Source organism: Vibrio sp. Of14-4 (assembly GCF_022347625.1).
Lineage (GTDB): Bacteria > Pseudomonadota > Gammaproteobacteria > Enterobacterales > Vibrionaceae > Vibrio > Vibrio pristinus.
This window is the reverse complement of record NZ_JAKRGI010000001.1, coordinates 171,412-197,769: the sequence shown is the minus strand read 5'-3', so window position 1 is coordinate 197,769 and position 26,358 is coordinate 171,412. Positions and strand designations below refer to the sequence as shown.

Annotated in this window: 17 protein-coding genes; 12 read left to right on the top strand and 5 right to left on the bottom strand. The window is 41.7% G+C overall.

Annotated elements, in window-relative coordinates; genetic code table 11:
• Nucleotides 1–144: 144 nt before the first annotated feature.
• The 3 genes from MHN79_RS00860 to MHN79_RS00850 form a co-directional block, all read right to left on the bottom strand.
• The gene (locus MHN79_RS00860) at nt 145–1,185 is read right to left on the bottom strand and encodes an ion channel (protein WP_239171282.1); all 1,041 of its coding nucleotides are present in this window, start codon (nt 1,183–1,185) and stop codon (nt 145–147) included.
• Between the two features lie 149 nt (nt 1,186–1,334).
• Nucleotides 1,335–2,111 carry a 2,3-dihydro-2,3-dihydroxybenzoate dehydrogenase gene (locus tag MHN79_RS00855; RefSeq protein ID WP_239171281.1) on the bottom strand — a complete coding sequence of 259 codons (777 nt, stop codon included), beginning with the start codon at nt 2,109–2,111 and terminating at the stop codon, nt 1,335–1,337.
• A gap of 136 nt (nt 2,112–2,247) precedes the next feature.
• Complete coding sequence (locus MHN79_RS00850) at nt 2,248–4,374, bottom strand: condensation domain-containing protein (RefSeq protein ID WP_239171280.1); 2,127 nt, start codon at nt 4,372–4,374, stop codon at nt 2,248–2,250.
• A gap of 395 nt (nt 4,375–4,769) precedes the next feature.
• On the opposite strand from MHN79_RS00850, the gene MHN79_RS00845 reads away from it, so the two are divergent.
• The 7 genes from MHN79_RS00845 (at nt 4,770) to MHN79_RS00815 (ending at nt 14,561) form a co-directional block, all read left to right on the top strand.
• The gene (locus tag MHN79_RS00845) at nt 4,770–5,714 is read left to right on the top strand and encodes an iron chelate uptake ABC transporter family permease subunit (protein ID WP_160926774.1); all 945 of its coding nucleotides are present in this window, start codon (nt 4,770–4,772) and stop codon (nt 5,712–5,714) included.
• Complete coding sequence (locus MHN79_RS00840) at nt 5,711–6,664, top strand: iron chelate uptake ABC transporter family permease subunit (RefSeq protein ID WP_275435831.1); 954 nt, start codon at nt 5,711–5,713, stop codon at nt 6,662–6,664. Before MHN79_RS00845 ends, MHN79_RS00840 begins: the two co-directional genes overlap by 4 nt.
• Nucleotides 6,665–6,720: 56 nt before the next feature.
• Nucleotides 6,721–7,689, top strand: coding sequence for a siderophore ABC transporter substrate-binding protein (locus MHN79_RS00835; protein ID WP_239171279.1), 969 nt, complete (start codon nt 6,721–6,723; stop codon nt 7,687–7,689).
• A gap of 108 nt (nt 7,690–7,797) precedes the next feature.
• A complete protein-coding gene (locus MHN79_RS00830; protein WP_239171278.1) occupies nt 7,798–9,984 on the top strand; it encodes a TonB-dependent receptor in 2,187 nt (728 codons plus the stop codon).
• Between the two features lie 73 nt (nt 9,985–10,057).
• Complete coding sequence (locus MHN79_RS00825) at nt 10,058–13,192, top strand: amino acid adenylation domain-containing protein (RefSeq protein ID WP_239171277.1); 3,135 nt, start codon at nt 10,058–10,060, stop codon at nt 13,190–13,192.
• Nucleotides 13,193–13,195: 3 nt separating this feature from the next.
• A complete protein-coding gene (locus MHN79_RS00820; RefSeq protein ID WP_239171276.1) occupies nt 13,196–13,954 on the top strand; it encodes an alpha/beta fold hydrolase in 759 nt (252 codons plus the stop codon).
• Nucleotides 13,955–14,081: 127 nt separating this feature from the next.
• Nucleotides 14,082–14,561 (top strand): GNAT family N-acetyltransferase, encoded by a 480-nt coding sequence (locus tag MHN79_RS00815; protein WP_343283921.1) that lies wholly within the window; start codon nt 14,082–14,084, stop codon nt 14,559–14,561.
• Nucleotides 14,562–14,658: 97 nt separating this feature from the next.
• On the opposite strand, the gene angU is transcribed toward MHN79_RS00815, so the two are convergent.
• The gene (gene angU / locus MHN79_RS00810) at nt 14,659–15,984 is read right to left on the bottom strand and encodes an anguibactin biosynthesis histamine N-monooxygenase AngU (RefSeq protein ID WP_239171275.1); all 1,326 of its coding nucleotides are present in this window, start codon (nt 15,982–15,984) and stop codon (nt 14,659–14,661) included.
• Between the two features lie 122 nt (nt 15,985–16,106).
• Nucleotides 16,107–18,965 (bottom strand): condensation domain-containing protein, encoded by a 2,859-nt coding sequence (locus MHN79_RS00805; RefSeq protein WP_239171274.1) that lies wholly within the window; start codon nt 18,963–18,965, stop codon nt 16,107–16,109.
• A gap of 308 nt (nt 18,966–19,273) precedes the next feature.
• On the opposite strand from MHN79_RS00805, the gene MHN79_RS00800 reads away from it, so the two are divergent.
• The 5 genes from MHN79_RS00800 (at nt 19,274) to MHN79_RS00780 (ending at nt 26,018) form a co-directional block, all read left to right on the top strand.
• Nucleotides 19,274–20,140 carry an isochorismatase family protein gene (locus MHN79_RS00800; RefSeq protein ID WP_239171273.1) on the top strand — a complete coding sequence of 289 codons (867 nt, stop codon included), beginning with the start codon at nt 19,274–19,276 and terminating at the stop codon, nt 20,138–20,140.
• Nucleotides 20,141–20,223: 83 nt separating this feature from the next.
• Nucleotides 20,224–21,384, top strand: a complete 1,161-nt coding sequence (locus MHN79_RS00795; protein ID WP_239171272.1) for a histidine decarboxylase — start codon at nt 20,224–20,226, stop codon at nt 21,382–21,384.
• A gap of 114 nt (nt 21,385–21,498) precedes the next feature.
• Nucleotides 21,499–23,109: an ABC transporter ATP-binding protein gene (locus MHN79_RS00790; protein WP_239171271.1), complete on the top strand. Its 1,611-nt coding sequence runs from the start codon at nt 21,499–21,501 to the stop codon at nt 23,107–23,109.
• On the top strand, nt 23,106–24,761 hold the full coding sequence (locus MHN79_RS00785) for an ABC transporter ATP-binding protein (protein ID WP_239171270.1): 1,656 nt from the start codon (nt 23,106–23,108) through the stop codon (nt 24,759–24,761). Before MHN79_RS00790 ends, MHN79_RS00785 begins: the two co-directional genes overlap by 4 nt.
• 189 nt (nt 24,762–24,950) lie before the next feature.
• Nucleotides 24,951–26,018 (top strand): 3-deoxy-7-phosphoheptulonate synthase, encoded by a 1,068-nt coding sequence (locus MHN79_RS00780; protein ID WP_239171269.1) that lies wholly within the window; start codon nt 24,951–24,953, stop codon nt 26,016–26,018.
• The last annotated feature ends 340 nt before the right edge of the window (nt 26,019–26,358 follow it).

The window sequence follows — 26,358 nt, the reverse complement described above, 5'->3', positions numbered from 1 at the left end:
TACTACAGATGGGTTTCATTACACAAAACAACCAAAAGAAGACCGATAATCTCATTTCAAATAATTATATAAGTCAGGTAATAAACTAAATATTGGTTGATTATTGAACTGTCTGCACGTATGGATAGGCCTACAGCCTTGTCACTACTTTTCCTTCAATAACTTCCAGTTAAAAACATCTATACGCTCATCAGCGATATAAAATAAACGGCTGCCCGCTGACACAGAGGTTGCCAATTCAGGGTTAAGCTTAATACCAGAGCCAGTATCTATGGCGATCAGCGTCGCTTGGTATTCTTTCTTTATAAATGTGAAAAGAGATTCAACACGAGTGTCAGCGGCGTCTTGTGGGTAAAGCACAGAATATTGTGTCATACCTCGAGTGGAAGCGAGTAGCTCTTGGTGGAGTGCACTGGAGCCTGGATCTACCGCCGATTTAGCAAGCATTTCAGCGCCCACCGCTGGAATGCATTCCGCTTTTGGGCAATGCTGACTGAGTAAATGGCCTAAGGCTTCATCTTTAAAATACGCCAAAAGATGAGCGTTAGGGTTGATATTGGCGCAATAGAGAGCAGCTGATAAAGTAATATCATCTTCAAGATTATCAACAATGATGCAGCTTGCCTCGCCCACATTGGTTAGTTTCATTTCTTGTGAATCGGTGTAACTGGTCACTTTGACAAAGCCAATTTGACCAGGCAACGGATTTTCAATCTCAGACCGACAGCACAACACTATCGGGCGTTTCCCTTCTTCTTCATGCTGCAACATACGAATGAGGTGTATTGTACGCTGGCCATTCCAACCCAAAAGTAATATGTGGTTATCCATCCTAATTCTCCGCTTACCTAATATACCTGCCCGCCAATACTCTATTGCTCCAGATGCCGCTCGCCCCAAAACCGCTGCAAATAAACTTAAACCGCCCGGAATGACAAATAACGCAACAACCCATTTACCTGCATTCGATGAAGGTGATAAATCGCCATAACCTACAGTTGAGGCGGTCACCATCAAATAATACATAAACTGTGAGCCGTTTAGTGTCAGATCAGCTTCGCCAGCAAGCCAAAGCAGCCACCATGAAAGCCCAACATACAAAACGCTTAAAATAAAAATATTTTTATTGCTAATATGAAAGACATGCGACTCAAACCATTTTTTGACGACTAACCATATACCCATAGGCGCACCATAGATTCAGTAAGGTAGACGAATATAAAACAAACTAAGATTTATCAAAGATAAACAACAGTCACAAATCTATAAATGTGATTTATATCGAGTAATAAGATAGAGCTAGATACTTGGACACTACTCTGCTGATATTAGAATCAGTTATCAAGAGTTGCCCCACCATCGACTCTCAAATCGTGCATTGTGATGTGGCCAGCTGCATCAGAAAGCAAAAACAAAATGGCGTTAGCTATATCTTGGGGCTCAGCCAATTTTGCAAGCGGAATTCCCAGACGAAATTGACTAGAGTCCCCTGCTATGACTTCAGTTTCTCCATAGCTCTCGGTCCAAAGTTGCCTTTGCATCGGCGTATCTGTCGAACCAGGACTCACTATATTGCAACGTATACCAAAAGGCGCAAGCTCTATCCCCATGCATTTTACCATCATATGTAAGGCTGCCTTTGATGCACCATAAGCACCGATTGAATGTCTTGGAGTATTAGCAGCATTTGATCCAACAATTACCATGGCACCTGTTTTTCTAAATTTCATTGAACTAGCGACGGATCTCATAAGAGCAAGAACACCAAACGTATTCACATCAAAGGTCTGTTTCACCACTTCCATCGGTAACTCATGTAAGGCACCAACATGCAGCATGCCTGCACAGCATACTAAATGATCAAAAGGGCACTGCTTTTGCCAAACTTCTACACGCTCCGTGACTTCCTCTTGGTTCGACAAATCCAGCCAATGGCATTCAAACTTGTCAGGATAGGTATGTGCTAACCGTTCAGTATTACTAACAAGTAATTCTATTTGTTTGTCAGCCACTATGACTCTTGCACCTTCACGGAGCAAACTTTCCAATACAGATAAACCAATTCCGGTTGCTGCACCAACAAGCAGTACATTTTTATTTTCTAATAACATCGTAATTTCCATGATACGAAGAGAAAGTGCCCCAATTGAACAAATACACGATGAATAATGGTGTTAGGTCAGTCAAAACCAGGGCACGTAAAACGCAATAGCCTAAAAAAGAATGCATAGACTAATGCGTTAACTATTAGGCTACTTGGGGATTTTCAACCATCTTAGATGTTAGGATTGACTTCATTTTGCTACCAATTTCCAAAATCTGTTCCTTGCTATAGCGCGCTGTTTGGTAAGTTACAATTAAGCGTAAAGACCGTTCGCTACCCACAAGGTTTTCCATAATTTCAAAGTGAAGGCCGAACAATGATTCTGTTTTGTTAGGTAGGATCTGCTGATAAGAGACCGACTCACCATTTGGTTTTTGTAATGAGCCGTAAAGCGCATTATCCGCATGAATTTGGGCATAAACATCAAAAAGTAAACCATTTTTAGGATCTAACCCCAGCTCACGCTGTACGATATCGATAGGTACGGTTGCGTGCTGCATAGAATCATTAATCGTCCGGGTCACATCTTCAACCAGTTCTTCAAAGCCTTGTTCGGGCTTAAATTGAATACGGTGGGCAACCATAGTGGTAAAGTATCCTACTGAATCGAAATACTTAGCATCATCACGACCAGATGCTGATGTACCAATAACTAAATCCTTCAGATCGCCAACAGAATGTAGCGCCTTTGCAATAGCCGAATACACGACACTAAAGGTCGATGAGTTATACTCTCTAGCGAGCCCAGAAACGACCCTATGCGCATCAATACCGAGGTCAATTTCTACCCAGTTCGCCGCAATAGGATTAACGGTTTCATTCAATTGCTCGGGCAATGAATTTCTCAGGTTTAGACCTGGTGTCGCATCCTGTAAGTGATTGACCCAATAGCGAATATCATCTTGATTTGGACCTCGAGAACCTTGTGTAAGTGCATACTCATCTATGCTATAAGCCGGCTTATCCCATGTAGGAGACTGCCCTTGGAGACGAGCCAAATAAGCATGAGAAAGCTCTGGCATTAAGTTATTTAGTGACCATTCATCAATAATCATATGATGAATAAGGAAAGATAAGGTTTGTTGGTTGGTCTGTTTGTCCCTAAAAAATCGAATACGTAACCCGAGTTCTTTCGATAGGTCGAATACATAGCCAGCTTCAGACTCTAAACTGGCACCAGCAGACTCTCCGCTTCCCCAAAACCATGAGTATTCCGCCAAATCTCTTTCGTCAATAACATGTTGTTCAATACGGCTCCCCCTACCGACAAACAAGGTTCTTAAACCAGTATGACGAATCATCAAATCGTTAAACGCATGCTTGAATGCCAGCTCATCAACGTCAGCGTCAAAGCGTATAGCAAAGGGCAAGTTAAAGATCGCACATTGACCAGTTGCGATATGCGCATCCCATAAGAAGCTTTGGGCAAGAGACAAGGGACGTTGGAGATCAGACACTAACGGAGTAGTCGAGGAGTTGATCTTTTCTGCCGTTACCTTGACTTGATTGGCACAAAGAGCAAGCGCTTGAGCGCTAGGAGACTTAAAAAAGTCATTAAAGCTTATCTCTATGCCATGATTAGTAATGAGATTACCAATAATCCTAGTCGCGAGAAGCGAGTGACCGCCGACTTCAAAAAAGTCATCATCCAATTCAACATTAGGATCGTTAAGGCTTGCTTTAAACTCATCTAAAATAATCTGCTCGATGTTACTGTTACAAACGGTTTCGTCTTTACCTTGTATTAGATTAACTGGCTTTGGATTTAATTTTTGAGGAACACTTGAACTACTTATTGCTTGATAGTTTGCTTCGAGACAACTAACGATATCATCAACGCAAAGGTTATCATTTAATATTGGGTGAATAGCAATACATAAATAGTGCGCTTGCGTTGTTTGTAAAATGTATACCTTAAACGGAGACTGATTTTCGGGCTCCCATGCAGTGGTTGCCAAGTTAAATACTGAGTCCGACACATCGTCATCTGCTATTTGTCTGACGTCTAAAAACTGCTCTGTTTCTTTTGAGTGCCACTTCTCAAGTTCAAAATCCTCAGAAAAGCCAAAACGCAAATTTAGCTTAAAATCAGTTAAAACCAACTTTTTAACCGCTTCCTCCATCACCCCGGAATCATCAAAAAAGTCAATAGTATAGGGAAAAACTTTCCATTCTTGACTCTCAGGATCTTGCAGTTGCTTCATCCATACCTGTTCTTCATGTTCACTAATTGATAGTAAGGCCTTTTGTTCATTTTTAACGTTATACATGTTCATCCTGATTCACATTTTGTGCATATGTAATGCTATTGTTTAGATTTTTTAAAAATAGGTGTAAATTTGCTTACGCAACAAAGATAATGATGATAGTATTGATTATCATTTAGATTGATATTTTTCGTCAAGTGAATAATTTTATTAATATAAATTTTGTAACTGTGCTTATAAAAAAATCTATTAGTAGCTTCTTTAGCTATCAGATTTCCCCTACTTTAAATGATGAATTGAGAGTTTAAGCGTGATTATTTTTCCAGTTATATATGCGTACAAAAGTGCTTTTATCGTTCTTAATTTTCACATCTTAGCCATATTAAAACTATGGATTTATTCGCCTAACTCTAAGTGCTTTATAAATATATTAACTTGGGTTTCAGAGTAGGTATAAAGTGACACCTCGTATATTTTTCTCATTCTCACTACTATGCTTTGCTTCTGTTTTTATTGGCGCAAGTCAAATTGATTGGCCTTTACTGATAAGCCTAAACGAGCAAGCTTGGTTACCTATAACAGCAAGTCGGCTGCCAAGACTTATTGCTCTGATTCTCACTGGTGCAGGGTTAGCAACATGTGGGGTTATTCTTCAACACATTGTTAGAAACCGTTTTGTAGAACCTGGTACTACAGGGGGCCTTGATGCTGCAAAACTAGGTATTTTAGTCTCGATTGTCGTTCTTCCCTCATCGGATAAACTCGACCGTATGATCTTCGCTGTCATTTTCTGTTTTGCTGCTGGCCTTATCTACATCGCAATAGTGCGCAAAATTAAATTCAGTAATTCAGCATTGGTTCCCGTTATTGGTTTAATGTTCGGTAGTGTACTTAGTGCCCTAGCTGAATTTTACGCCTATCAAAATAATATTTTGCAAAGCATGACGGGATGGTTGATTGGCGACTTCTCTAAAGTCGTCCAAGGTCATTATGAAATTATCTACTTCATTTTACCTATCACTCTTTTGACTTACCTTTATGCCCACCGATTTACAGTAATGGGAATGGGTGAAGATATGGCATCTAACTTAGGCATAAACTACGGAGCAATGGCAGCACTCGGTTTAATACTTGTCTCAACGACCATTGCCATCACTGTCGTAACGGTCGGTGCTATTCACTTCGTCGGCCTAGTTATCCCTAACCTTGTTGCTATGAGATATGGAGATCACCTAAAAAACACACTTCCTATCGTCGCCTTGGGTGGTGCTGCACTATTGATATTCTGTGACATCGTTAGTCGATTGATCATATTCCCATTTGAGGTTCCAATCGGTCTAACCGCCAGTGCTCTCGGTGGGGTGATTTTTTTGATGCTGCTTATCAAAGGAGTAAGACATTGATATCACGCCACTTAAACCTTATTGTTTGCTTGGCACTGGTCAGCATGTTGTCTTTAACCTTTGTCCTAGCTAATTCTGGCTTAGATTTCAATTACATTATCCCTAAGAGGCTGATAAAGTTAAGTGCCATTATCATCGGTGGAAGCTGTGTTGCCATATCAGCGGTGATATTTCAAACCTTAGCCAATAATCGTATTTTAACTCCATCTATCATGGGATACGAATCAATTTATCTGGTATGGCAGGCGCTTATTTTATTGATGGCAGGCGCGGCTGGTATTGCAGCCCTTGGTACTCTTGGTAATTTCGCTGTTTCAACACTACTTATTTTATTGTATTCATTTGCGATTCAGCACTGGGTTTTAAATAGATTCAAACAAGATATGCACCAAGTGCTACTAATTGGTTTCGTGATCACTATGGTACTGACCACACTTGCCCAATTTATTCAACTGCGGATAAGTCCGGGAGAGTTCTCTATTTTTCAGGGACTGAGCTACACATCATTTGAGAGAGCTAATCCTTCCACTCTTTTGTTTGCCATTGGCACAGTCGCTCTGTTGGGTATGTTTGCTCCAAAGTGGGCACGTGAGTTAGACATTATTGCGCTTGGTCGAGATCAAGCCACATCATTAGGGCTCAACCATGCTCACTACATTCCAAAGTATTTTTCAATTGTGGCTGTTTTAGTCGCCATTTCGACTAGTCTTATCGGTCCAACTGCATTCATGGGTATTTTTATTGCCAATATTGCTTATCGCGTCTGTGATCGTACGCGACATACTCACATATTGCCCATCGCATGTTGTATCGCAACTGTAATGTTTTTAACTGCCCAACTGATGGTTGAGCACCTATTTAACTATAAAACGACAATCTCTATCTTGGTCAACGTTCTCTGTGGGGGGTATTTCCTTTTCATAACACTGAGAGCAAGAAGTCATCTATAGAGAAAACGACTTGACCATTTATTGGTCACCCACTGATAACAAAAAGGAGATCATCCATGTTTAGGAGCACTCTTACCTTGGCTGTTGCATTGGCCTGTGGATCACTTGCCGGTCTAACTGGCTGCGAACAACAAGCGACTCAACCGCAACAAATTCAGCCATTGGAGGCGCCGATTGTGATCAAACACAATATGGGTGAAACCACTATATCTAATCGACCACAACGTGTCGCTGCGCTTGATATGAACGAGGTGGATTTCTTAGATCAATTGAATGTTCCCGTCGCAGGTATGGTAAAAGATTTCGTGCCACATTTTTTATCGAAGTACAAAAACGACTCTAAAATTGCAGATCTAGGCGCAATTGTACAACCAAACATGGAAAAAATTTACGCACTCAAGCCAGATTTGGTACTGATGACCCCACTTCATGCAAATCAATATGAGGAACTATCACAACTTGCTCCTACCCTTCATTTCGATATTGACTACCGCAATAGTAAAGGGCACCACGTCGAAGTTATAAAAAATCACCTCATTGAGCTAGGTGAAATTTTTGACAAGCAAGAACTTGCAAAACAAAAAGTAGCGGAGATAGATGCCAAAGTAGAGCAAGTAAGGGAGCTTACTACGCAACGATCAGAAAAAGCCCTAGTCGTGATGCACAACAACGGCGCCTTCAGCTCATTTGGCATTGAGTCTCGTTATGGTTTTGTCTTCGACATCCTTGGGGTGAAACCCGCGAGCACAGAAGTTGAAGCAAGCTTGCATGGCCAACCCATTTCCAGTGAGTTCATCAACCAAACTAATCCTGACATTCTTTATATTATCGACCGTACTGCTGTAATGGAGGGCAAACCCACCATTGACGTGCAACACTTGGCAAATCCACTATTGCGTGACACCAAAGCATGGAAAAATGGAAATGTCGTTTTTGTTGATGCGGATGCTTGGTACATCACCTCAGCCAGTGTGACCTCATTGCAAATTGTCATTGATGACATCATCAAAGGCTATCAAAGCTAATAGACAAATTTAATAAAAAAAGCTGGGCCACAAGAAGCCCAGCAAGCATAAACCCGCGTTTAAAAGCGTAGGAGTGAGCCAAATTATACTTAATAAAGGAATTACCACATGACTTTTCACTATCAAAAGATAGCGACTTGCCCAGAAAACAACACATTGAATGTAAAACTTAGCCCAAGCCGAATCGCACTCTTAGTTGCGGTTCAATTTGGTACTGCAGCGTTGCCAGTCAGCCTTGCACATGCAGAAGAACAAGCTGACGAATCAATAACAGTATACGGCCAAGCAAACAAAGCTTATGCGGCTGGACAAATATCGACCACTAGCAACATGGGAATGTTAGGGGATAAAGACTTTATGGAGACGCCTTTTAATACGATTGGCTATACCGAAAAGCAAATACAAGATCAGCATGCCCAAGATATCTCCGAGGTAATTTCAGCCTCTGATCCATCGGTCTTTACTAGTGGTGCCACAGGGCTCAATCTTGAAAGCATTAAAATACGTGGGTTTGATTCCGCTGTTGGCGATATGATGTTTAATGGCTTGTACGGCATTGCCCCATACTACCGTAGTACACCAGAAATGTACCAGCGTATTGATGTACTGAAAGGGCCTTCTTCCCTGCTAAACGGCATGCCGCCAAATGGTTCGGTCGGCGGTGCGATTAACCTTGTGCCCAAGCGCGCCCAAGAAACCCCCACAACCTCTTTTACTGGCACTTATATGTCCGACTCGCAATTTGGAGGCCATCTTGATCTGGGCCGGCGTTTCGGTTCCGACAACCAATTTGGTCTGCGTTTTAATGGCGTATTTCGAGATGGTGACGCCTCCGTAGATAATCAAGAGAAACAATCTCAACTTGCTTCACTAGGGCTTGATTGGCGAGGCAATAATGCCATGATAGAAGCAGATTTATACATTAGTAAAGAACATGTTGACGGCCCCACTCGAGGCTTAAGTGTAGGAAGCAATGTGACAGAATTGCCATCTCCGCCTTCTTCTAATACTGCCCTTGCACCTGATTGGGCCTATAACGATAGTCAAGATAAAGGGATCATGGTTCGTGGTGAGCTAGACATTAACTCACATATCACAACCTATACGGCCATAGGGGCTAGCCGCACCGATTTTAAGTCAAATATTCCGTCGATTATAGAACTGACTGACTCAGAGGGAAATCTAAAGATTACTCAAGGTTCTGTCGATCTTAAGAGTACGCGCACTTCTGGTGAAATTGGTGTTCGCAGTAATTTTAGCACTGGTCCGGTAGAACATCAGTTAGTTATTAACAGCACCTATTTCAATGAAGATAAGAAAGATTCTCCTACTAGAGCTATGAGTTCTAATACAGGGGAAACCAATATCTACAACCCTTCATGGATAGTTGAAAATCAAAGCTATAACTCCTTCGAACTTCCGGTTGATTCTACCCAAGTAAGCTACGGCATTGCCGATACTTTGTCCTTTGCTAATGAGACTTTCCTTTTAACACTTGGCATAAGACATCAAAGTGTCGACTACAGAAATGCCGTGGGTACAAATGGAAGTACCCCACCCATGACTAAACTAAAAGAAAGCGCCATTACACCAGCTATTGCCGCTTTATATAAGTTCTCGCCTACCGTTTCTTTGTATGCCAACTATGCGGAGGGGCTTACCAATGGAACAACTGTCACAAAGACCCAGTACACCAATTATGGTGAAAGCTTCGCTCCGCAGAAAACGAAACAAACTGAAGTGGGCCTAAAGCTGGATTTGAACACCTTTGCCCATACACTGAGCGTATTTGAGACCAAAGAACCGGGGGAATACGAAAAAGACAACACACTTTCTTACGATGCAGAGCAGCGTAATCGAGGGGTTGAGTGGGGCTTTTATGGCACCCTATGGGAAGACTATTCTTTGGCTGGCGGCATAGCTTATACCGATGCCGAGCTCACCAAGTCCGCAGATGACAATACACAAGGAAAACAAGCCCCGAAGGTGCCCAAAGTCCAAGCAAAGCTGTCCCTGGAGTGGAACCTGCCAACAATGCGAGAACTTACTTTAATTGGCCAAGCCCAATATATGTCCAAACAGTATATTAACGAGCAAAACACGCTATCTGTTTCTGGTGAGACAATCTTTGACCTTGGTGCGCGTTATCAGTCCAAGATTGCTGAGAAAAACGTGACTTGGCGCCTTGCGGTTAATAACGTGACCGATGAAGACTATTGGACCACGACTCATTATGCTGACCTTGCGCTAGGCGCTCCACGCACTGTTATGTTATCAGCTAGCGTAGACTTCTAGTCCTAACCACTTATGCCCTTAATTAAGTGTTAAGGGCAATTTTACTCTCTTTTGCTTTTTACGAGACTCAATTATGACCCAAAGCGAGCTTTTATCTGCCCAATCAATCGCTAAACTTTCGCTGTCTTCGAACCAGAACTGGACGCTAGCAATACAAAGGCAGCGCGCCGAACAGCAATCTATTAGCAGTTTTATTTATCAAGAATATGATTACCATAATATCGACGCTGATCGACTTGAAGTCGCTATCAGAATGCTAGTCGCCAATCATCCAATGCTAAATGCTGAGATCAGTGATAACTTCCAAATTCTCCTTACAACCAAGAGTCACGTAGACATCACCGTCAAGGACTTAAGTCATCAGTCTGAACAAACGATATCTGAACAACTTGAACAAGTTCGTACAGCGCAAGTCACAGAGCACAGTACAAGTACAATTACCACTCAACTAAGCCTTCTACCAGACAGTAAAATTAGGCTACATGTGCGCTTTAATTCGATTATCGTTGACCAGCCAAGCGTCACACTTTTCTTTAAACAACTAGAGCAAATATTGGCGGGTAAAACGCCCGAATTTGCCGATTTAGAGCAGGTAGTGAGCATCCATAAACAGTCACTAAGTGACGAGCAAGATCATGCGCATAGCAACTTGGACTACTGGCGCGAACAAGTTCTATCTTTGCCCACTTCAGCTAATCTTCCAACCATTTGTGAACCAGACAAACTCACAGACACAGGCATAACTAGGCGGACACTTAAATTGTCATCCATACAATGGAATGAGTTCGTCAGATGTAGTCAGCAATACAAGATCCGAGCTGAGATTGCACTCGCCAGCGTATTCTCCGCCATCTTGTCTCTCTGGAGCAAACAACAAGACTTAATGTTACGTATTGACCTCAATCAAGGGCTCGCGACTGATCATCTCATTGGTCAACATACACAACCTTTGATTCTTGGTTTCCAAGGAAGCGGGCAAGATTTTCTGTCACTAGCAAAAGCCAATCAGCAGCAATTTGAGCAATCTTATACACAAAGGCAGACGCCAATTTTTGAGTTTATACATCAGCTCACTAACTTCTCTGAAGGCCACCGATATCCAGCCAATATCGCGTTTTCTAGTGAACTATCTCCTAATACAGCACAAGATAGTGTGTTGGGTATGCCTATTTGGGGATGTCGCCAGTCTGCCAATACTTGGTTGTCATTACATGCCTGCATAGAGCACGGTGAGCTTACCTTGCATTGGGATAGCCTAGATTACCTGTTTCCCCGAGATATGGTGCAAAATATGCTGACAAGCTACGGCAATCTGCTGGAATCTCTTTGCCAATCGAGTGAAAACTGGACAACGACACTAGCAGCAAAATTGCCTAGAAATCAGGAGTTAATTCGCAGCTCGATTATACTTGACGCAGCGAGTCATGCGCTTCCCAATGGGCTGCTTCATGACAGGTTCTGGCAACATGCCATTATCTCCCCTACTGCACCCGCTGTGATTCATGGCAAAGATTCCATCGACTATCAAACATTAGCACAATATGCACAGTGCTGTGCAGGTGCCCTACTTTCAGCAGGGGTAAAACCGGGTGATAGAGTTGCCGTCACCATGGATAAAGGCATCGGACAAATTGTTTCAGTATTGAGCATTTTATATGCAGGTGGTATTTATGTTCCTGTCTCTCCTGACCAGCCCCAAGAGAGGCGTGAAAAAATTTACAAGGGTGCCGGAATTAATGTAATTCTGATCGATACAACAAATGAACAGACCCCAAAAACAAGCCAAGAATTTCAGTATTTGGATTGGACTATTGCTTACCAACAAGATCCACTTATGGAGCCTCAGAGAGTACAACCAGATGAGCCTGCTTACATTATTTATACTTCTGGTTCTACAGGTACACCGAAAGGCGTCGTGATTTCTCACCAAGGTGCACTCAATACGTGTATTGCATTAAATGATAAATATAGGGTGAACAACAAAGATAGAGTACTTGCGCTATCTGCGTTACATTTTGATTTATCGGTCTATGATATTTTTGGTCTACTGTCAGCCGGAGGCGCCGTCGTATTAGTTGATGAAGAACAACGGCGAGATCCGAGTGCTTGGGTTAAAGCGATCGAATCTCATCAAGTAACAATGTGGAATAGCGTACCAGCTTTATTTGATATGCTACTTACCTACGCAAGTTCATTCAAATCCTCTGCCCCTGAAAGACTGCGTCTAGCCATGCTATCTGGAGACTGGATCGGATTAGATTTACCACAGCGCTATCGTGATCATCGAGCGGATGGATTGTTTATCGCTATGGGTGGTGCGACGGAAGCTTCCATATGGTCAAACGTATGTGATGTCGAGCAAGTATCAGACCATTGGCGTTCTATTCCGTATGGTCGTCCTCTCCCTCGACAGAAGTATCGTGTCGTGGACGACTTAGGTCGTGATTGTCCAGATTGGGTTGCTGGAGAACTTTGGATTGGTGGAGACGGTGTCGCTCTTGGCTATTTTAATGACGACCAAAAAACCCAAGCTCAGTTTTTGGAGATTAATGGTGAAATTTGGTACCGCACTGGTGACATGGGTTGTTATTGGCCCGATGGCACACTTGAGTTTCTAGGACGCCAAGATAAACAGGTTAAAGTGGGTGGATATCGCATTGAACTCGGCGAGATTGAAGTAGCACTGAATAGTATCGATGGTATACAACGCGCCGTTACCATAGCCCTAGGCAACAAAGATAAAACATTGGCCGCTTTTGTTGTTTTAGAAACTGAACAAACCTTGTTAGATGCTGAAACAGTGCAAAACTTACTGAGCAAACTGCTACCCAGCTATATGGTTCCTCAGCGTATCTTATTCCTTGATACCTTACCACTTACAGGAAATGGTAAGGTCGATCATAAAGCTTTAGCGCAAATGACTAGCCGAAAGACGAAGTCCAATATTCTGCAGGATAAACCGCTCCTCACCGACACTGAGATAAAAGTTGGTAAAGTTTGGAGTGACATTCTCAACCAAACGGGATTGAACAAATCGAGTAACTTCTTCCAATTGGGTGGAGATACATATTGCGCATTAGAGTTTGTAAAACGTTGTCATGAAATGGGATACCCTATAAAGCTGTCTATGCTTTATCGTTACCCTGATCTAGAGCCAATGGCGCTTATTATGGATAGGTGTCGACTCGCCAGCCTTCAGAGGGCATAGTCAATGAATCCGTTGGTAACACTTGCTCATTCTGAAGAAGAGTCTGAAAGTACACACTATATAATCTGTCCATATGCGGGAGGAGCAAGTAGTGCGTTTAGAACCTGGCGTGCTCTTTCCCTGCAGAATGAGACCGTTTCTATTATGGTTTACCCAGGAAGAGAGAATAGAATTGATGAACCTTTACTACATAAAGTTAGTCTATTAGCGCAAGATGTAGTGCAAACCATACTCAATAATAAATTGGCCATCGAAAAGGTCACCCTTGTCGGCCACAGCATGGGGACACAAGTCGCCCATGAAGCGTGTAAAATGCTGGTTAAACTGGGTCATTCACCCAAAGGATTAGTCTTATCTGGGTGTCATGCACCTCATATAGAGGGAAGGCACCTAGTTGGTGATTGTGATGATAGGACTTTTGTCGAGCATCTTATTGATATGGGGGGCTGTGACCACAGTTTGGCCGAAAATCCAAGCTGGTGGCCAATCTTCTTACCCGCACTTAGGGCTGATTTCGCAGCGACAGAAGACTACTTATTTACCAGTCCACCAAGCCGTGAAAATCGACTTACTGTCCCAACAATTCTTATTTCAGGTGACGAGGATCGAGAAGCTTACTACTCTGAAGTCGATGCTTGGCAATCTTGGTGCAGTCATGTGGTGTCGCATCAGGTTATCAAAGGCGATCATTTCTATGCGACTTCTCAACCTGAGAGAATGTTGGAGTGTATGCGAGCATTGTCCAAACAACTCGCTCACTAACCCTCTAAAATGGCCATCTGAATGATGGCTATTTTTAAATCCGTAATAAAACGATGCATTGATACTCTATCGATACTCATATAAGCTCATGAAATATATCATTAATGTCATATTAACTAAGGAGTAAATGATGGAGCTTCGAGCGTTCACTCCCAGAGATCACAAGTACCTTATTAACTGGATCAATTCGGAGAAGCTCAATTATCAATGGGGAGGCCCAACATTTAGGTTCCCTCTCGATAATACCCAGCTCAATCAACACTACACTCAAGCCAATGTGTTCCCATTTATATTCACAAAAGAGGGAAAAGCGGTGGGTTATGTCGAATTAGTCCAGGTTTCAGAGGAACTCTGCCGTATATGTCGAGTATTTGTACCAAATCATGTTCGCGGGAACGGCATTGCAAAGCTAATGCTAAAACAGCTGATCAAGCAGGCGAAGGAAAGGCATCACGTAAAAACACTATCACTTTTAGTATTTGAAACAAACACTATTGCAAAACGTTGCTACGAATCATTAGGGTTTGTCGCTATATCTCATGAGAAAGGTACGCAATCATGGGACGGAGAATTATGGAATTTACTAACCATGGAGAAATCAATCTAAAATGCGATGGTCAAAATCCATTTTTGCTCTAATAGAATCTGAGTAAGGGCACATCCACAATAGCCTAATAGCGTGCCCTTATTCTTATCAATCGTAATTACTTCAGGCTGGGTGCTCCATAGTTCTGGAACGCTGACTTAGCAGGTAGTCGATAGGCTTCTCTACCTAATAATTGGTTGATTATTGATGCATTACGATAGGCGCCCATACCAAGATCTGGACCTCCAACACCATGCTGGAAGATTTCCGCATTTTGGATAAAAATACGTCCGCTACCTTGGTCACAACGCTGAGCAATAAAGTCTTGCTCCACAATGCAATCTCCATAATCATCGGTTGCAAGTACAGAGCCTTTTAGCGCTTCCAACCAACTTGGCCATTGGTGTACATAACCCGTCGCACAAATTACTGCATTAGTGCTAAACGAAAACTCCCTCTCTTGCTGAGATTGAAAGCATAAAACTTCAAAACTTTTACCATTATCAGTAGTAATGATTTCATTGACCTGGCTGTTGGAATAAAGATTGAGACCAGCTTCGCGTCCACCAATAGATCGTTCATATAGTAAGTCGAAGATGTCGGCAATTGTATAGCCACTGATCCCTTTATAAAGAAGCCCCTGCCCCGAGACAATATCTCGACGCTTTTCACGAGGCAAAGAATGAAAATACTCCATGTACGCTGGTGTAAAGCACTCCTGCCCCAGCTTGGAAGCCTCCATGGGATGAAAGCCTGCCGAGCGGGTGATCCAATTCACTCTTGCACCTGCATTAATTTGCTGCTCTGTCAGATCTCTATACAGGTTGAGTACACACTCAGCAGCACTTTGACCAGAACCAACAACAGTAACGCTTTGACACTTATTTAGTTGCTCTCGTAAATGGGCAAACTCGGCTGAATGTTGAACTAGCGAGTGATTTGCCTTCGTTGCCCATTCAGGTAACCATGGTACGGTCCCCACCCCAACAGAAAGATCTCGACTGTAGCGTGTGATTTGCTGGCCATCATGAGATTGACTATCGATAACAAAACACTCTTTTTGCTCGAGATATCTTACATTAACTACAGTTTCCCCATAGATACAGTTTTGTAACTGTCCAGCAGCCCATTTACAGTAATGGTTGTATTCACTCCTGGGAACAAGAAAAGTCTCGTAGTAATAAAATTGATATAAACGATCATGATGCTTGAGGTAGTTTAAGTAACTTAGTGGATGAGTTGGATCGGCCATAGTCACTAGATCAGCCAAAAATGGAACTTGTAATGTGGCGCCGGGAAGTAGCATCCCACTGTGCCAACTGAACTCTTTCTTACACTCAATAAACTCGGCATCAAGCTCGCAGTGATGAGATGTCAATGCCGCTAGCCCCAAATTGAATGGTCCAATACCAACACCAATAATATCTTTTATAGTTATATCCACTTTTTTTCCTTGGTATAAAATTAAAACAATGGAATGATTCGGCGGTTAGGTAGCTCCAAGCATTTATTGTATACCGCCTGAACCGAGTAAATGTTATTACATGCGTTTAGCTAAAACAGAACTCAAACAGCCATTTGCTGCTCGGCCAAAGCACTAACTTCATTAGCATCACGGCAACGAATAAGCTGCATGATAGGTAAATCCAGTTGCAACTGACTGTTTAACTCTGCACTGATTTGCTTGAGATGATTGGGTCTTAATCCTAACTGAGTAAACTGCAAATCATCGCCCCAATCAGCCTGTTGCTCTACCCCTATAACTCTGCAATACAAATCAAAAATAGCTTTCTGAAGCGAGTTTGAATTATTGGGCGGTAAATCAAAAAACTCAGAGACTCTAGAATTTGTTAATCCGATATGTTCAAGCGGTATTGCCGTAAATTGAGTACTTTCTGCCATATGATTTAACAGGGCGTCAATATGGTTCAATACTGACTTAACTAAATCATCATTTATCGCTTCTACAGCATAATCAATACTAAACGTAATCGCACCATCTGCTTGGGCAACAAATCGAACATCCATTGCAACTTGGGGTGTTTGAGTGATCCCGCGCTGCAATATCATTTGTGAGTCATTACTAACAGCTGGCCATGACAATCCATTGGTGATAACTATGGGTAAAGTGGGAGCAGGTCCACAGCGATCAAACAAAATACGCGCTAGGTCCACTCCGGAAAATGACAGATGTCCAAGCCCTTCCAATGTATCCGATTGTAAACTTATTGCGCGTTGAACAAAGCTTTCCAAATGACCTTCCCATTGCAATGCAATAAAGCTTGATTGGCTGGAGTAGCTAGCTGTCATCATAGGTAGCACGGGCACAGCAACGCAAAGCTTGCCATCATTAACATAAACTGCAAGAGCCTCCATCGCAGCGGCCATCATCACAGTATTCTTATATAGGCCCTGCTTGCCGCCGACTCGAATAAGTTTTTTGACTGTATCTTTGTTGATTTCTAGGCTCTGGCGTTGGTAGCGGGATCGAGATATTAATTCAAGTGGTTTCTTCCATGGAAAGTCAATAGGGCCCTCAACTGAAGAGAGCTTTTTCAGCCAATAGTTTTCATCTTCAGCTCGTTTTGTTGGGCTTTCGATCTCTTCGTTCTCTGATTCTAGAGCAGGAATCAATGGAACTTGTTCGTTAAACAATTCAACGAGCAAGGAAGCAATAGAACGAGCATCAAGAACTAAAGCATCAAAACGCGCAAATACATAAGTGGTATTATCAGGCAAACAAAATGTCGTAATATTCCAGAGTGGCTGCTCAAGTTCAAACATAGTATGACTATATTCGTACCTGAATCGTACAAGTTCGTTATCTATTTCTTGTTCTGTACAGTGACTTAAATCGAAGTGACTTATGTTAACTTGAGGGCATTTACTGATATGAAGTTTGAGTGTATTGCTATCAATAAAGGCTCTGAGGCAGGGATATTTGACCACCATTTTCGACAATCTACGACGAATACTAGCAGGTGACAAACTACCTCTGTACTCTAATACCTCCTGCATCGCAACGCCACCCAATGGCATCTGTGTTGTCCTACCCAACAAGTAAGCACGCTGCATAGGGTTCAGATCACTAGTTAAGCTTGATTCACAAACTAACCTAGACTGCAGACTTTCCAAAGGCACGTCTAATAAACAGGGATCAGCAATAACACTTTTAGTCAGTGCAATGAAATGTTCAAACATCGCTGATGTCCATTCCTCAGGCATAGCTTCCTGACGAACATCCCAATTGATCATCAAGCCACCATCAATGCTGACTACTTGAGAGTCAAGCGCAACCTGAGAGCCTTGCGAAATCGTCCAGTTCATTTTGCCAAAGTATTTGTGGACACGAGATGAGAAGAGGTCACCACTGGGTAAATCTATTGCGGAAGTAAATACTATCGGGGCAAGCTGTGCTTGGCCGTGATTTACTGATAAGTCCCGCATTATATTAACACCATCATATCGACTGTGTCCCAGCGCTAATGCCATTCTATCCGCTATGCCATTACAAAATTCAAGTAATGTTTTGGCCCCATGTAGATCAACACTCAAAACAACAAAATTGACAAAATCTCCCACTATGTTTTCTGTTCCCAGCTCAATAGGCGGACGCCAAAACGTGGGGACATTGACTCTAAAAGTCTCGTCTCCTGTTGCCTTACCCAAGGCACGCGCAAAGATACCAAGCATTAAATTCGAAGGAGTAATAGATCGTTGTCGAGCAAGATTTACAAGTGCATTACGCTGAACTGAATCAAACCAGGCTGAGTAATGTTGACTATCTGCTTGATCAGGAATTACATCTGGAAATGGCAAAGATGGGGCTGGAGCAATTGTATCTAGTTGGGACTTCCACCATGCCTTATCTGCCTTTCTCTGACGCTTTAACTCAGGATCAGCCTTTGACTTTTCATGCCAAGAGAAAAAAGTCGACATTTGGTTATTATTCGGAGCTATCCCTTCGTAGAACATAGCTAGGTCTTCAATCATTATCCGACAACTATCTGGGTCCACAGCGATCATGTCAGTATCTATATGCAAGCGAAAATGAGTATCAGATATTAAACTAACCGAGAATCGAGCGGCCTGACCTCGAGTTAAGTCAAGTGTTTGATGTGCCCATTCATGTCGCTTCTCAGCCAATGCTCTTTCCCTATCTTCAACACATAGGTGTGAAAAATCATCCACTTCTAAAAAGCTATCGTTAGGAACGTCAAGAATCGAACATTCTCCTGACGGTACGATGGTTAAGCGCAACATCTCATGCCTGTGATACAAGCTCACTAATGCGGAGCTGAGCTTTGAAAGATCAATATTCTCGCCATCGAATTCTATATATAAATGTGATGCGACTCCGCCAAGTTGAGCATTCGATTCCCTTCCAAACCAACACGCAGCCTGCATAGGTGTCATTTGACTCATTATGGTTTTTCCCTTGTTGACAATTCATTTGTTAAGCGCCATTATTTTGCAAACAATAATCATTTTCAATAAAAACTTAATTATTATTAGCTAGATAAGAGAAACATGTCACCTATAGCTGGGTTTCTCATTTGGATTAGAGCCTCAAATGGCAGGTTAGATGTACATAGTGGATAGATAAGAACCTATGTGCATTTAGGTATGTTGACACACGGAATCGGCATAGTGCACTAAAATGAAACTTGTTGCAATAATCTCTTTATCAATTTGCCTTGTTGAAGGCCAAAGAAAATTAAAGGAATAAGGCCATGCCATTACCAACAAACGTCAGCTATCCAATGCCAACTAGGACCTCATTTTTAAATAAAACCGACTGGCAGCTCGAAGCCAACAGAGCGGTGCTACTGATACATGACATGCAGCGCTACTTTGTTGATATTTACGAGTCTGATTCAGTTTTACTCCCCACTTTGTTAGGCAATATTGCCAAAATAAAAGAATGGGCTAAACAAAAAAACATACCTGTTGTTTATACGCAGATAACGTTTAACACCATAACTCATGACCATCCGCTAATTGAGGATTTTTGGGGCTTCGAAGAGATTCCCCCTTGTTCAAAAATGATTACATCTTTCGTCGCACCCGAAGAAGGGGATATTTTAATTGACAAATCACACTATAGCGCAATGCAATCAGACGAATTGGCTCAGCACCTTAAAGAATTAGGGCGAGACCAACTTTTGATCACAGGTTTGTATGCCAATCTGGGCTGTAGAATAACGGTAACGGATGCACTTAAAAAAAATATACAAGCTTTTCTCGTCAGTGATGCAATTGCAGATTTGTCTTATCAAGATCATCTAAATGCTCTGAATTATGTCGCCAACTATACGGGTTACGTAATCAACACACAAACGGTGCTAGAACCCAAACCAGTAGTGACTTATCAATGGCTTTGTGAAAAAGTTAATGCTTTACTTGATGACGCGAAACATTTAGACCCAGAAAAAAACTTAATCAATTGTGGCTTTGACTCACTTCGCATGATACGACTGATTACAGAGCTCAACCAGCTTGGCATCAATATTAATTATCAAGAGTTAAGTAATGACCCCTGCCTTACTAGTTGGTGGGCGATTTTAGAAGAAAAGAGAAGTGTCATAGTAATCGGATAATATAAAAATAATATTTATTTTTTAGGCGCACAAATTATTCAGTGCGCCTAAAACCATTTAGACCATGTATAATAGGCAATATAATGAAACTATCTAATGAGGATCTCTGTAAACTCAATAATTTTTGGATTTATTGTAAGGAAAATCAATATTTTAACGTCGGCTACCCTGAATCAGCAGATTTTGATTATTCTATACTCGAAAAGTTTATGGAATTCTCCCTAAATAATTGTGGTGATTGGAGAGAAGAGAGTAACTACAAACTGAATACTTTCGAATTTGAGAAAGAAGTTATGGAATTCTTTGCCAATTTATTTAGAATACCTTACATGGATAGTTGGGGGTATATATCTAATGGTGGTACCGAGGGAAATTTATTTTCATGCTATTTAGCTCGTGAGTTATTTCCAACAGGTACTATATACTACTCTGAAGAGACTCATTATTCCGTAGATAAAATTGTTCGACTACTTAATATTCCTGCAAAAAAAATACGTGCTTTATCTAATGGTGAAATAGACTACAAACACTTAGTAGAAAATATTAGAAATGACAAACAAAATAACCCTATTATTTTTGCAAACATTGGAACTACTATGCGTGGTGCAATAGATAATATTGAAAGAATCCAGCATGATATCGCATTATTAGGAATTGAAAGAAAAGATTATTATATTCACGCTGATGCTGCACTTAGTGGAATGATCATGCCCTATGTGGATGAACCTCATCCTTTTTCTTTTGAGGATGGCATTGATTCAATCAGTGTTTCAGGACATAAGATGATTGGATCACCTATCCCTTGTGGTGTAGTGCTTGCAAAACGCCATATGGTGGACAAGGTTTCTGTTGAGGTTGATTATATCTCATCACGCGATCAGACCATTAGTGGTTCAAGGAATGGTCATAACGCTTTGTTTATGTGGACTGCAATAAAAAGTCATTCAACGTCAGATTGGCGGCGAAAGGTAAGGTTGTGTTTTGAAATGGCTGACTACACCATTGATAGGCTTCAGCAAGCAGGTATAAGAGCGTGGAGAAATAAAAATTCTAATACTGTTGTTTTCCCATCTCCTTCAGAAGCTGTGTGGCGTAAGCACTCTCTCGCGACATCAAGAGACGTTGCACACATAATAACAATGCCACACCTTGACTGTAGAGAAAAACTAAATCCGCTTATCGAAGATATCATTTATGACTTGCAGCCTGAATCTAGGCTGCCGAGTGTCAGTGGTCAGAATTAACAAATCATCCCACAACGTCAGATAATTAGGCTTAACTATGAAACTTACTAAGGGCTTTAGTTGCTCAATAAACACATTTTACTCCGATTTGAATATCAGTGGAGGAGAATTTGAATGATAAATAAGATCGGCCAGTACTACGTTACTTCAACGTTAATGCCCGCTTTAAAGCCATCAATAGGAAAACTTACTCTCGGCACTTTTGCTGAAGCTTTGGCCGCACTAACAAAGATTGGAGCATTGCTATGTTTAATACAGCTTATCGATGATCTCTCCAGTCAATGGGTATATGGCGCTATAGGGCTGTGGTTAGTCAGTGCTTTAATCTCATCATGTGCTTCTTGGCTAGTTCATGATGCCGAATCGTTATTTTCTGCGCGAGTGCGTCGTCAAGTTGCAAAACACTTGACGCGACTGCCAAGTAAAACCCTATCCCGATATGGTGACAATCAACTTCGTCGCTTGGCTTCGGAGGATATCAATACTTTACATCATATGATTGCTCATCTGCCTGGTGAGTTTATTACCTTCATCCTCGTCCCATGTGTTTCTATTATCATTATGCTCAACCTAGCAGGACCAGTCGCACTCATCACATTACTTCCAGGTCTAATGGCATCGTTATACTATCTCGTGTTTTTACCAAAATTCGCGGCCAAATATGGCGCAGAACGAATGAATATCATGGGAGACATTGTTACGGCAGTAAATGATTATGTCCGAGGTATTCGTGTTAACCGAATTTATGGCAGCCAGTCTGGGGCAATGGCAAATTATAATGACTCCACCCAACGTTTTACCCATGGCATAGTCAAGTGGGTTGGAAGCGTTGCCTTGCCTGCAGCCATAGCAATTTCTCTACTCCAAGCCGTTGCCACATTTGCACTTGCATATACGGTTACATATCAGATGACACCAGCAGCAATGGCTTCCGTCTTTTTCTTTGGACTCGCTGTCGTCACACCCGTGCTCAAACTCGGCCATGGGCTAGATTATGTTGCCGCTGGTAAAAATGCCGCTAAAGCTATCAGCGAGTTTTTACGCGAAACGCCCATTGACTATGGAAGTAATAACCTTAATACCACACCACATTCTTTAAAAATATCCGACATCACTGTTATTAATAACTCAAAAACGATAATACGGGATCTCACCTACTCTTTTTCATCTGGCACGGTAACTTCTATTATGGGGCCAAGCGGAGCAGGTAAGACTACATTGTTGCGTATTTTAGCGGGTCAAGAAAAGCCTAATGCTGGGAGTATAACCATAGATAACCTTGACGTATCGCAACTCTCCGAAGAGTCACGACACAATGCCATACGTTATCTCCCACAGAATATGGGTGTGCTCAAAACAACGATAAAGCAAAACTTGCTATTGACAGCTCCCGACGCATCGGACGACATGCTTCGCGACGCATTGGATGCTGCTCAATTGGATTTAGATCTCAATTCAGATGCCAGCATACTTTCTGGAGGGCAACAGCAAAGAGTTGCTTTAGCAAGCGTATTTCTATGTGATGCCAAGTTTTTCCTTCTAGATGAGCCCACTAGTGCTCTTGATCAGGAAGTGGCAACAGTCGTTATGAATAATTTGATCGAGTTAGCACACAAAAAAAATAAGAGCATTGTTTTAGTAACCCATGATTCGAAGCTTGCACAAATGACTGACTTTACTCTCTCATTAAATTATAACGCTCAACTACAGGATGAAGAAGTATGAAAAACGACCACCATTCTTCAAACCAAGCACTTCCAAAGTCAGCAAAACAACGCTTGTATCGAGTTGGTGCTGGTTGGACACTTGTCGCTGCATTTGAAGCCATCGCATATGTTATTCTCGCATTAGCGATTGTCAAACAAGAGAGTCCTATGAGCGTTATAATCGCCGCTGGTATTGCTGTTGCTGTAACCATTTTTGTCACACGTTCAGGGTTTCTTTCTGGAGCTCGCCTAGCAGGCGATCTCTATTCAGCATTAGGTCAGTCGCTAAGTTCTGCCAAATTGGCCTGGTTTAATGAAAAACATCGTACACAGGTTACTCAATTGGCCGAGCGTGGTATACCAGGTTTCATGGCAATTCCTGCTCATCAACTGCAAACCTTTTTGCATGCTCCATTGCTACCCATATTCTTGGTTATTGGTATTGGCATTGTCGGCGGCTTAAACCTCGCCATCTTTAGTGCTGTATTACTAAGTATGTCTTTATGGATACAATACAAAGCACAGCAACGCCTGAGCAGCTCAGATAGTGACAGGCATAAAGCTGACGACCAAGCTACTCAATCGACTTTAGAGCTTATTGACCACCTAGATTTATTGCGTTCTACCGCTGGCCCTGCAGGTTCGCTTGAACGTATCGAGCTAAACTGGACAGCACAAGAAAAAGTGTATTCCAAAATAAATCGCGCTGCATCTATGGCAACGTTAGTATCAACATTTGCCACAATTCTGCCACTTGCTGGGGTCACCACTTATTTAGTCTATACAAGCACTACACAACCATTATTAATTTTGGCCTTATTGATACTGATAACTAGATCGTCGGCGCCGTTAAGTGAACTAGCTTTATCAGGCTTCGCGATCAATGATGTTAAAGCTTCAATCAAAAACTACCATCAGTTAACACAAGTCCCTGTCTTATCAGAGCCACATAAAGATGTAGCAAAAGAGCCCAAGCACAATAATTTGAACGTGAATAATGTTAGCTACTTAGATATTCTAAAATCGGTATCAGCAAAAATAAACGCAGGTGAAACTGTTGTTATCAATGGGCCAAGCGGTGGCGGTAAGAGTACCTTACTGGGTTTACTTATGAGGTTTGATGATCCGAGCCGGGGTACTGTTTCAATTGGTGACATAGATATGAAAACGATTAAGTACAAAAACTTAACCCAACATATTGCTTATGTCGCTCAAGACCCTATCGTTTTTACTGGCACATTAGCTGAAAATATTCGTTTGGGTAACCCTAACGCAAGTGATCAAGAAGTTGAGTCATTTGCCAAATTAGCACAGTTAGAAGATGTTATAGGCCGTTCCGAACAAGGCATACATCAAACTGTCGGTCAAAGAGGAACAGCGTTATCCGGAGGGGAAAGACAAAGAGTCGCTATCGCTAGAGCGCTAATCAAACAGGCGCCTGTCGTTATTTTTGATGAGGCAACATCAGCTCTTGATCAGGATACCGAGCGACAAATTGCAAAACATATAAAATCGCTAAATTCTACCGTCATTGTCGTTACACATAGAGAGGCGGCCATTTGGCACCCAAGTATAGAGCTTACAGTCAAAAATCAACGCGTCATTACAAAACAGCATCGGACTGAGAGTCAATATAGCGAAACATCCGCAGTCAATACTCAGCCAGCCTAAGTATGGTAGGAGCTACTGAGTTTTAATATCTACGAGTCACAGGATTAAAGATCAGCAGCTCCTTATTAACAATCTATATAAAAATAATTAGGCGTGTTTTAGTGCACTGATCCCAATGTCACCCATTTCTGTCTTCATAACTAACTATTGAAGCCTTAAATTAGTAACCCGATTTAACGGATAACATCCATGAATGCTTTACATAATGTCATCAATGCTAAGTCATTAATGCCTTTACCAAACCTAGAGAGTATTTTAGGCCAGACCAGTAATACTTCTGAACTTCAAAGATTTATAGTTGATCAAAGAAAAGAGATCGCAGGTATAATATCAGGGGATGACCCCCGATTGCTTGTGATTATAGGCCCCTGTTCAATTCATGACCCCAATTCTGCTATCGAGTATGCAACTAGATTATCTAAGATTCAAAGTGCCTATAAAGATACTTTGAAGCTTGTAATGCGAACGTACTTTGAAAAGCCCCGAACACGTAACGGCTGGAAAGGTTTTATTGTCGACCCAGACTTGAATGGCGAATTTAATATACTCAGCGGTATTTATAGAAGCCGCCAATTAATGCAATCGATTTTGGAGCTGGGTATCCCAACAGCAAATGAGTTCCTAGACCCCAATATCGCACTCTACATTGCAGATTTAGTATGCTGGGGTGCTATTGGTGCCCGCACAACTGAATCACAGCCACATCGACAATTAGCATCAGGCCTTCAATGCCCTATCGGCTTTAAGAACGGAACTAATGGCAATGTAGACATTTCCATTGACGCGATACATGCGGCGCATGATAGCCACCTTTTGTTGGCTAAAGCAAACAACAATCAGGACATAGCAATACAAACACAGGGCAATAACAATTGCCATATTATCCTCCGAGGAGGAATAGAGCCAAATTACTCTTCAAAACATGTAAAAAAAGCTTCGCAGCAATTAATAGACAATGATTTATCTCCACGGGTTGTAATCGATTGTAGTCATGCAAACAGCGGGAAAATAGCTAAAAATCAACTATCTGTGGGACATGATATTGCTCTTCAAATCGCCCTAGGCGAGAAAAATATCGCAGGCGTTATGTGTGAAAGCTTCTTGAACGGAGGTAACCAGAAAATTAATCATGGTGTTCTTAACTATGGTCAATCGATTACCGATGAATGCTTGGATTGGGAAGACACACTAGTTTTCTTGGATCAGCTAAACGAGGCAGTAAAAAAACAGAACATATTGACTGCAGTCGAAGCTTAATATGATTGGCTCAGGAAATATTCCTGAGCCAATCCAATTTAGGCGCCTTACTCTGGCTGCTATGTATGCTTGAATTCAAAAAGAGAAGATACACACCACTGGGCTCTCAGCACAAACTATAAAGTTATCTATAAGATCTGACATTAGTGTTATTTAAATCACTAGTTGATATTAATTATCAATTGCTATTGATAATCAATCTAATTTATAATTCGCTCAGATTATTTAAACATACCATATGCATCCCAACACTAAATAACTAAGGATCCTGACTATTTTCTAAAGGTAAACTTATGTACTCATTGATGGCGTACCTTTACCTAATTCCCCCAATTCGGGC

What these genes read in the sequence shown, in the direction of transcription:
- MHN79_RS00850 (WP_239171280.1), bottom strand. Translation starts at nt 4,374, where the DNA reads ATGTATAACGTTAAAAATGAACAAAAGGCCTTACTATCAATTAGTGAA.
- MHN79_RS00830 (WP_239171278.1), top strand. Translation starts at nt 7,798, where the DNA reads ATGACTTTTCACTATCAAAAGATAGCGACTTGCCCAGAAAACAACACA.
- MHN79_RS00795 (WP_239171272.1), top strand. Translation starts at nt 20,224, where the DNA reads ATGAAACTATCTAATGAGGATCTCTGTAAACTCAATAATTTTTGGATT.
- MHN79_RS00855 (WP_239171281.1), bottom strand. Translation starts at nt 2,111, where the DNA reads ATGTTATTAGAAAATAAAAATGTACTGCTTGTTGGTGCAGCAACCGGA.
- MHN79_RS00780 (WP_239171269.1), top strand. Translation starts at nt 24,951, where the DNA reads ATGAATGCTTTACATAATGTCATCAATGCTAAGTCATTAATGCCTTTA.
- MHN79_RS00805 (WP_239171274.1), bottom strand. Translation starts at nt 18,965, where the DNA reads ATGAGTCAAATGACACCTATGCAGGCTGCGTGTTGGTTTGGAAGGGAA.
- MHN79_RS00790 (WP_239171271.1), top strand. Translation starts at nt 21,499, where the DNA reads ATGATAAATAAGATCGGCCAGTACTACGTTACTTCAACGTTAATGCCC.
- MHN79_RS00825 (WP_239171277.1), top strand. Translation starts at nt 10,058, where the DNA reads ATGACCCAAAGCGAGCTTTTATCTGCCCAATCAATCGCTAAACTTTCG.
- MHN79_RS00785 (WP_239171270.1), top strand. Translation starts at nt 23,106, where the DNA reads ATGAAAAACGACCACCATTCTTCAAACCAAGCACTTCCAAAGTCAGCA.
- MHN79_RS00800 (WP_239171273.1), top strand. Translation starts at nt 19,274, where the DNA reads ATGCCATTACCAACAAACGTCAGCTATCCAATGCCAACTAGGACCTCA.
- MHN79_RS00815 (WP_343283921.1), top strand. Translation starts at nt 14,082, where the DNA reads ATGATGGAGCTTCGAGCGTTCACTCCCAGAGATCACAAGTACCTTATT.
- MHN79_RS00860 (WP_239171282.1), bottom strand. Translation starts at nt 1,185, where the DNA reads ATGGGTATATGGTTAGTCGTCAAAAAATGGTTTGAGTCGCATGTCTTT.
- MHN79_RS00820 (WP_239171276.1), top strand. Translation starts at nt 13,196, where the DNA reads ATGAATCCGTTGGTAACACTTGCTCATTCTGAAGAAGAGTCTGAAAGT.
- MHN79_RS00835 (WP_239171279.1), top strand. Translation starts at nt 6,721, where the DNA reads ATGTTTAGGAGCACTCTTACCTTGGCTGTTGCATTGGCCTGTGGATCA.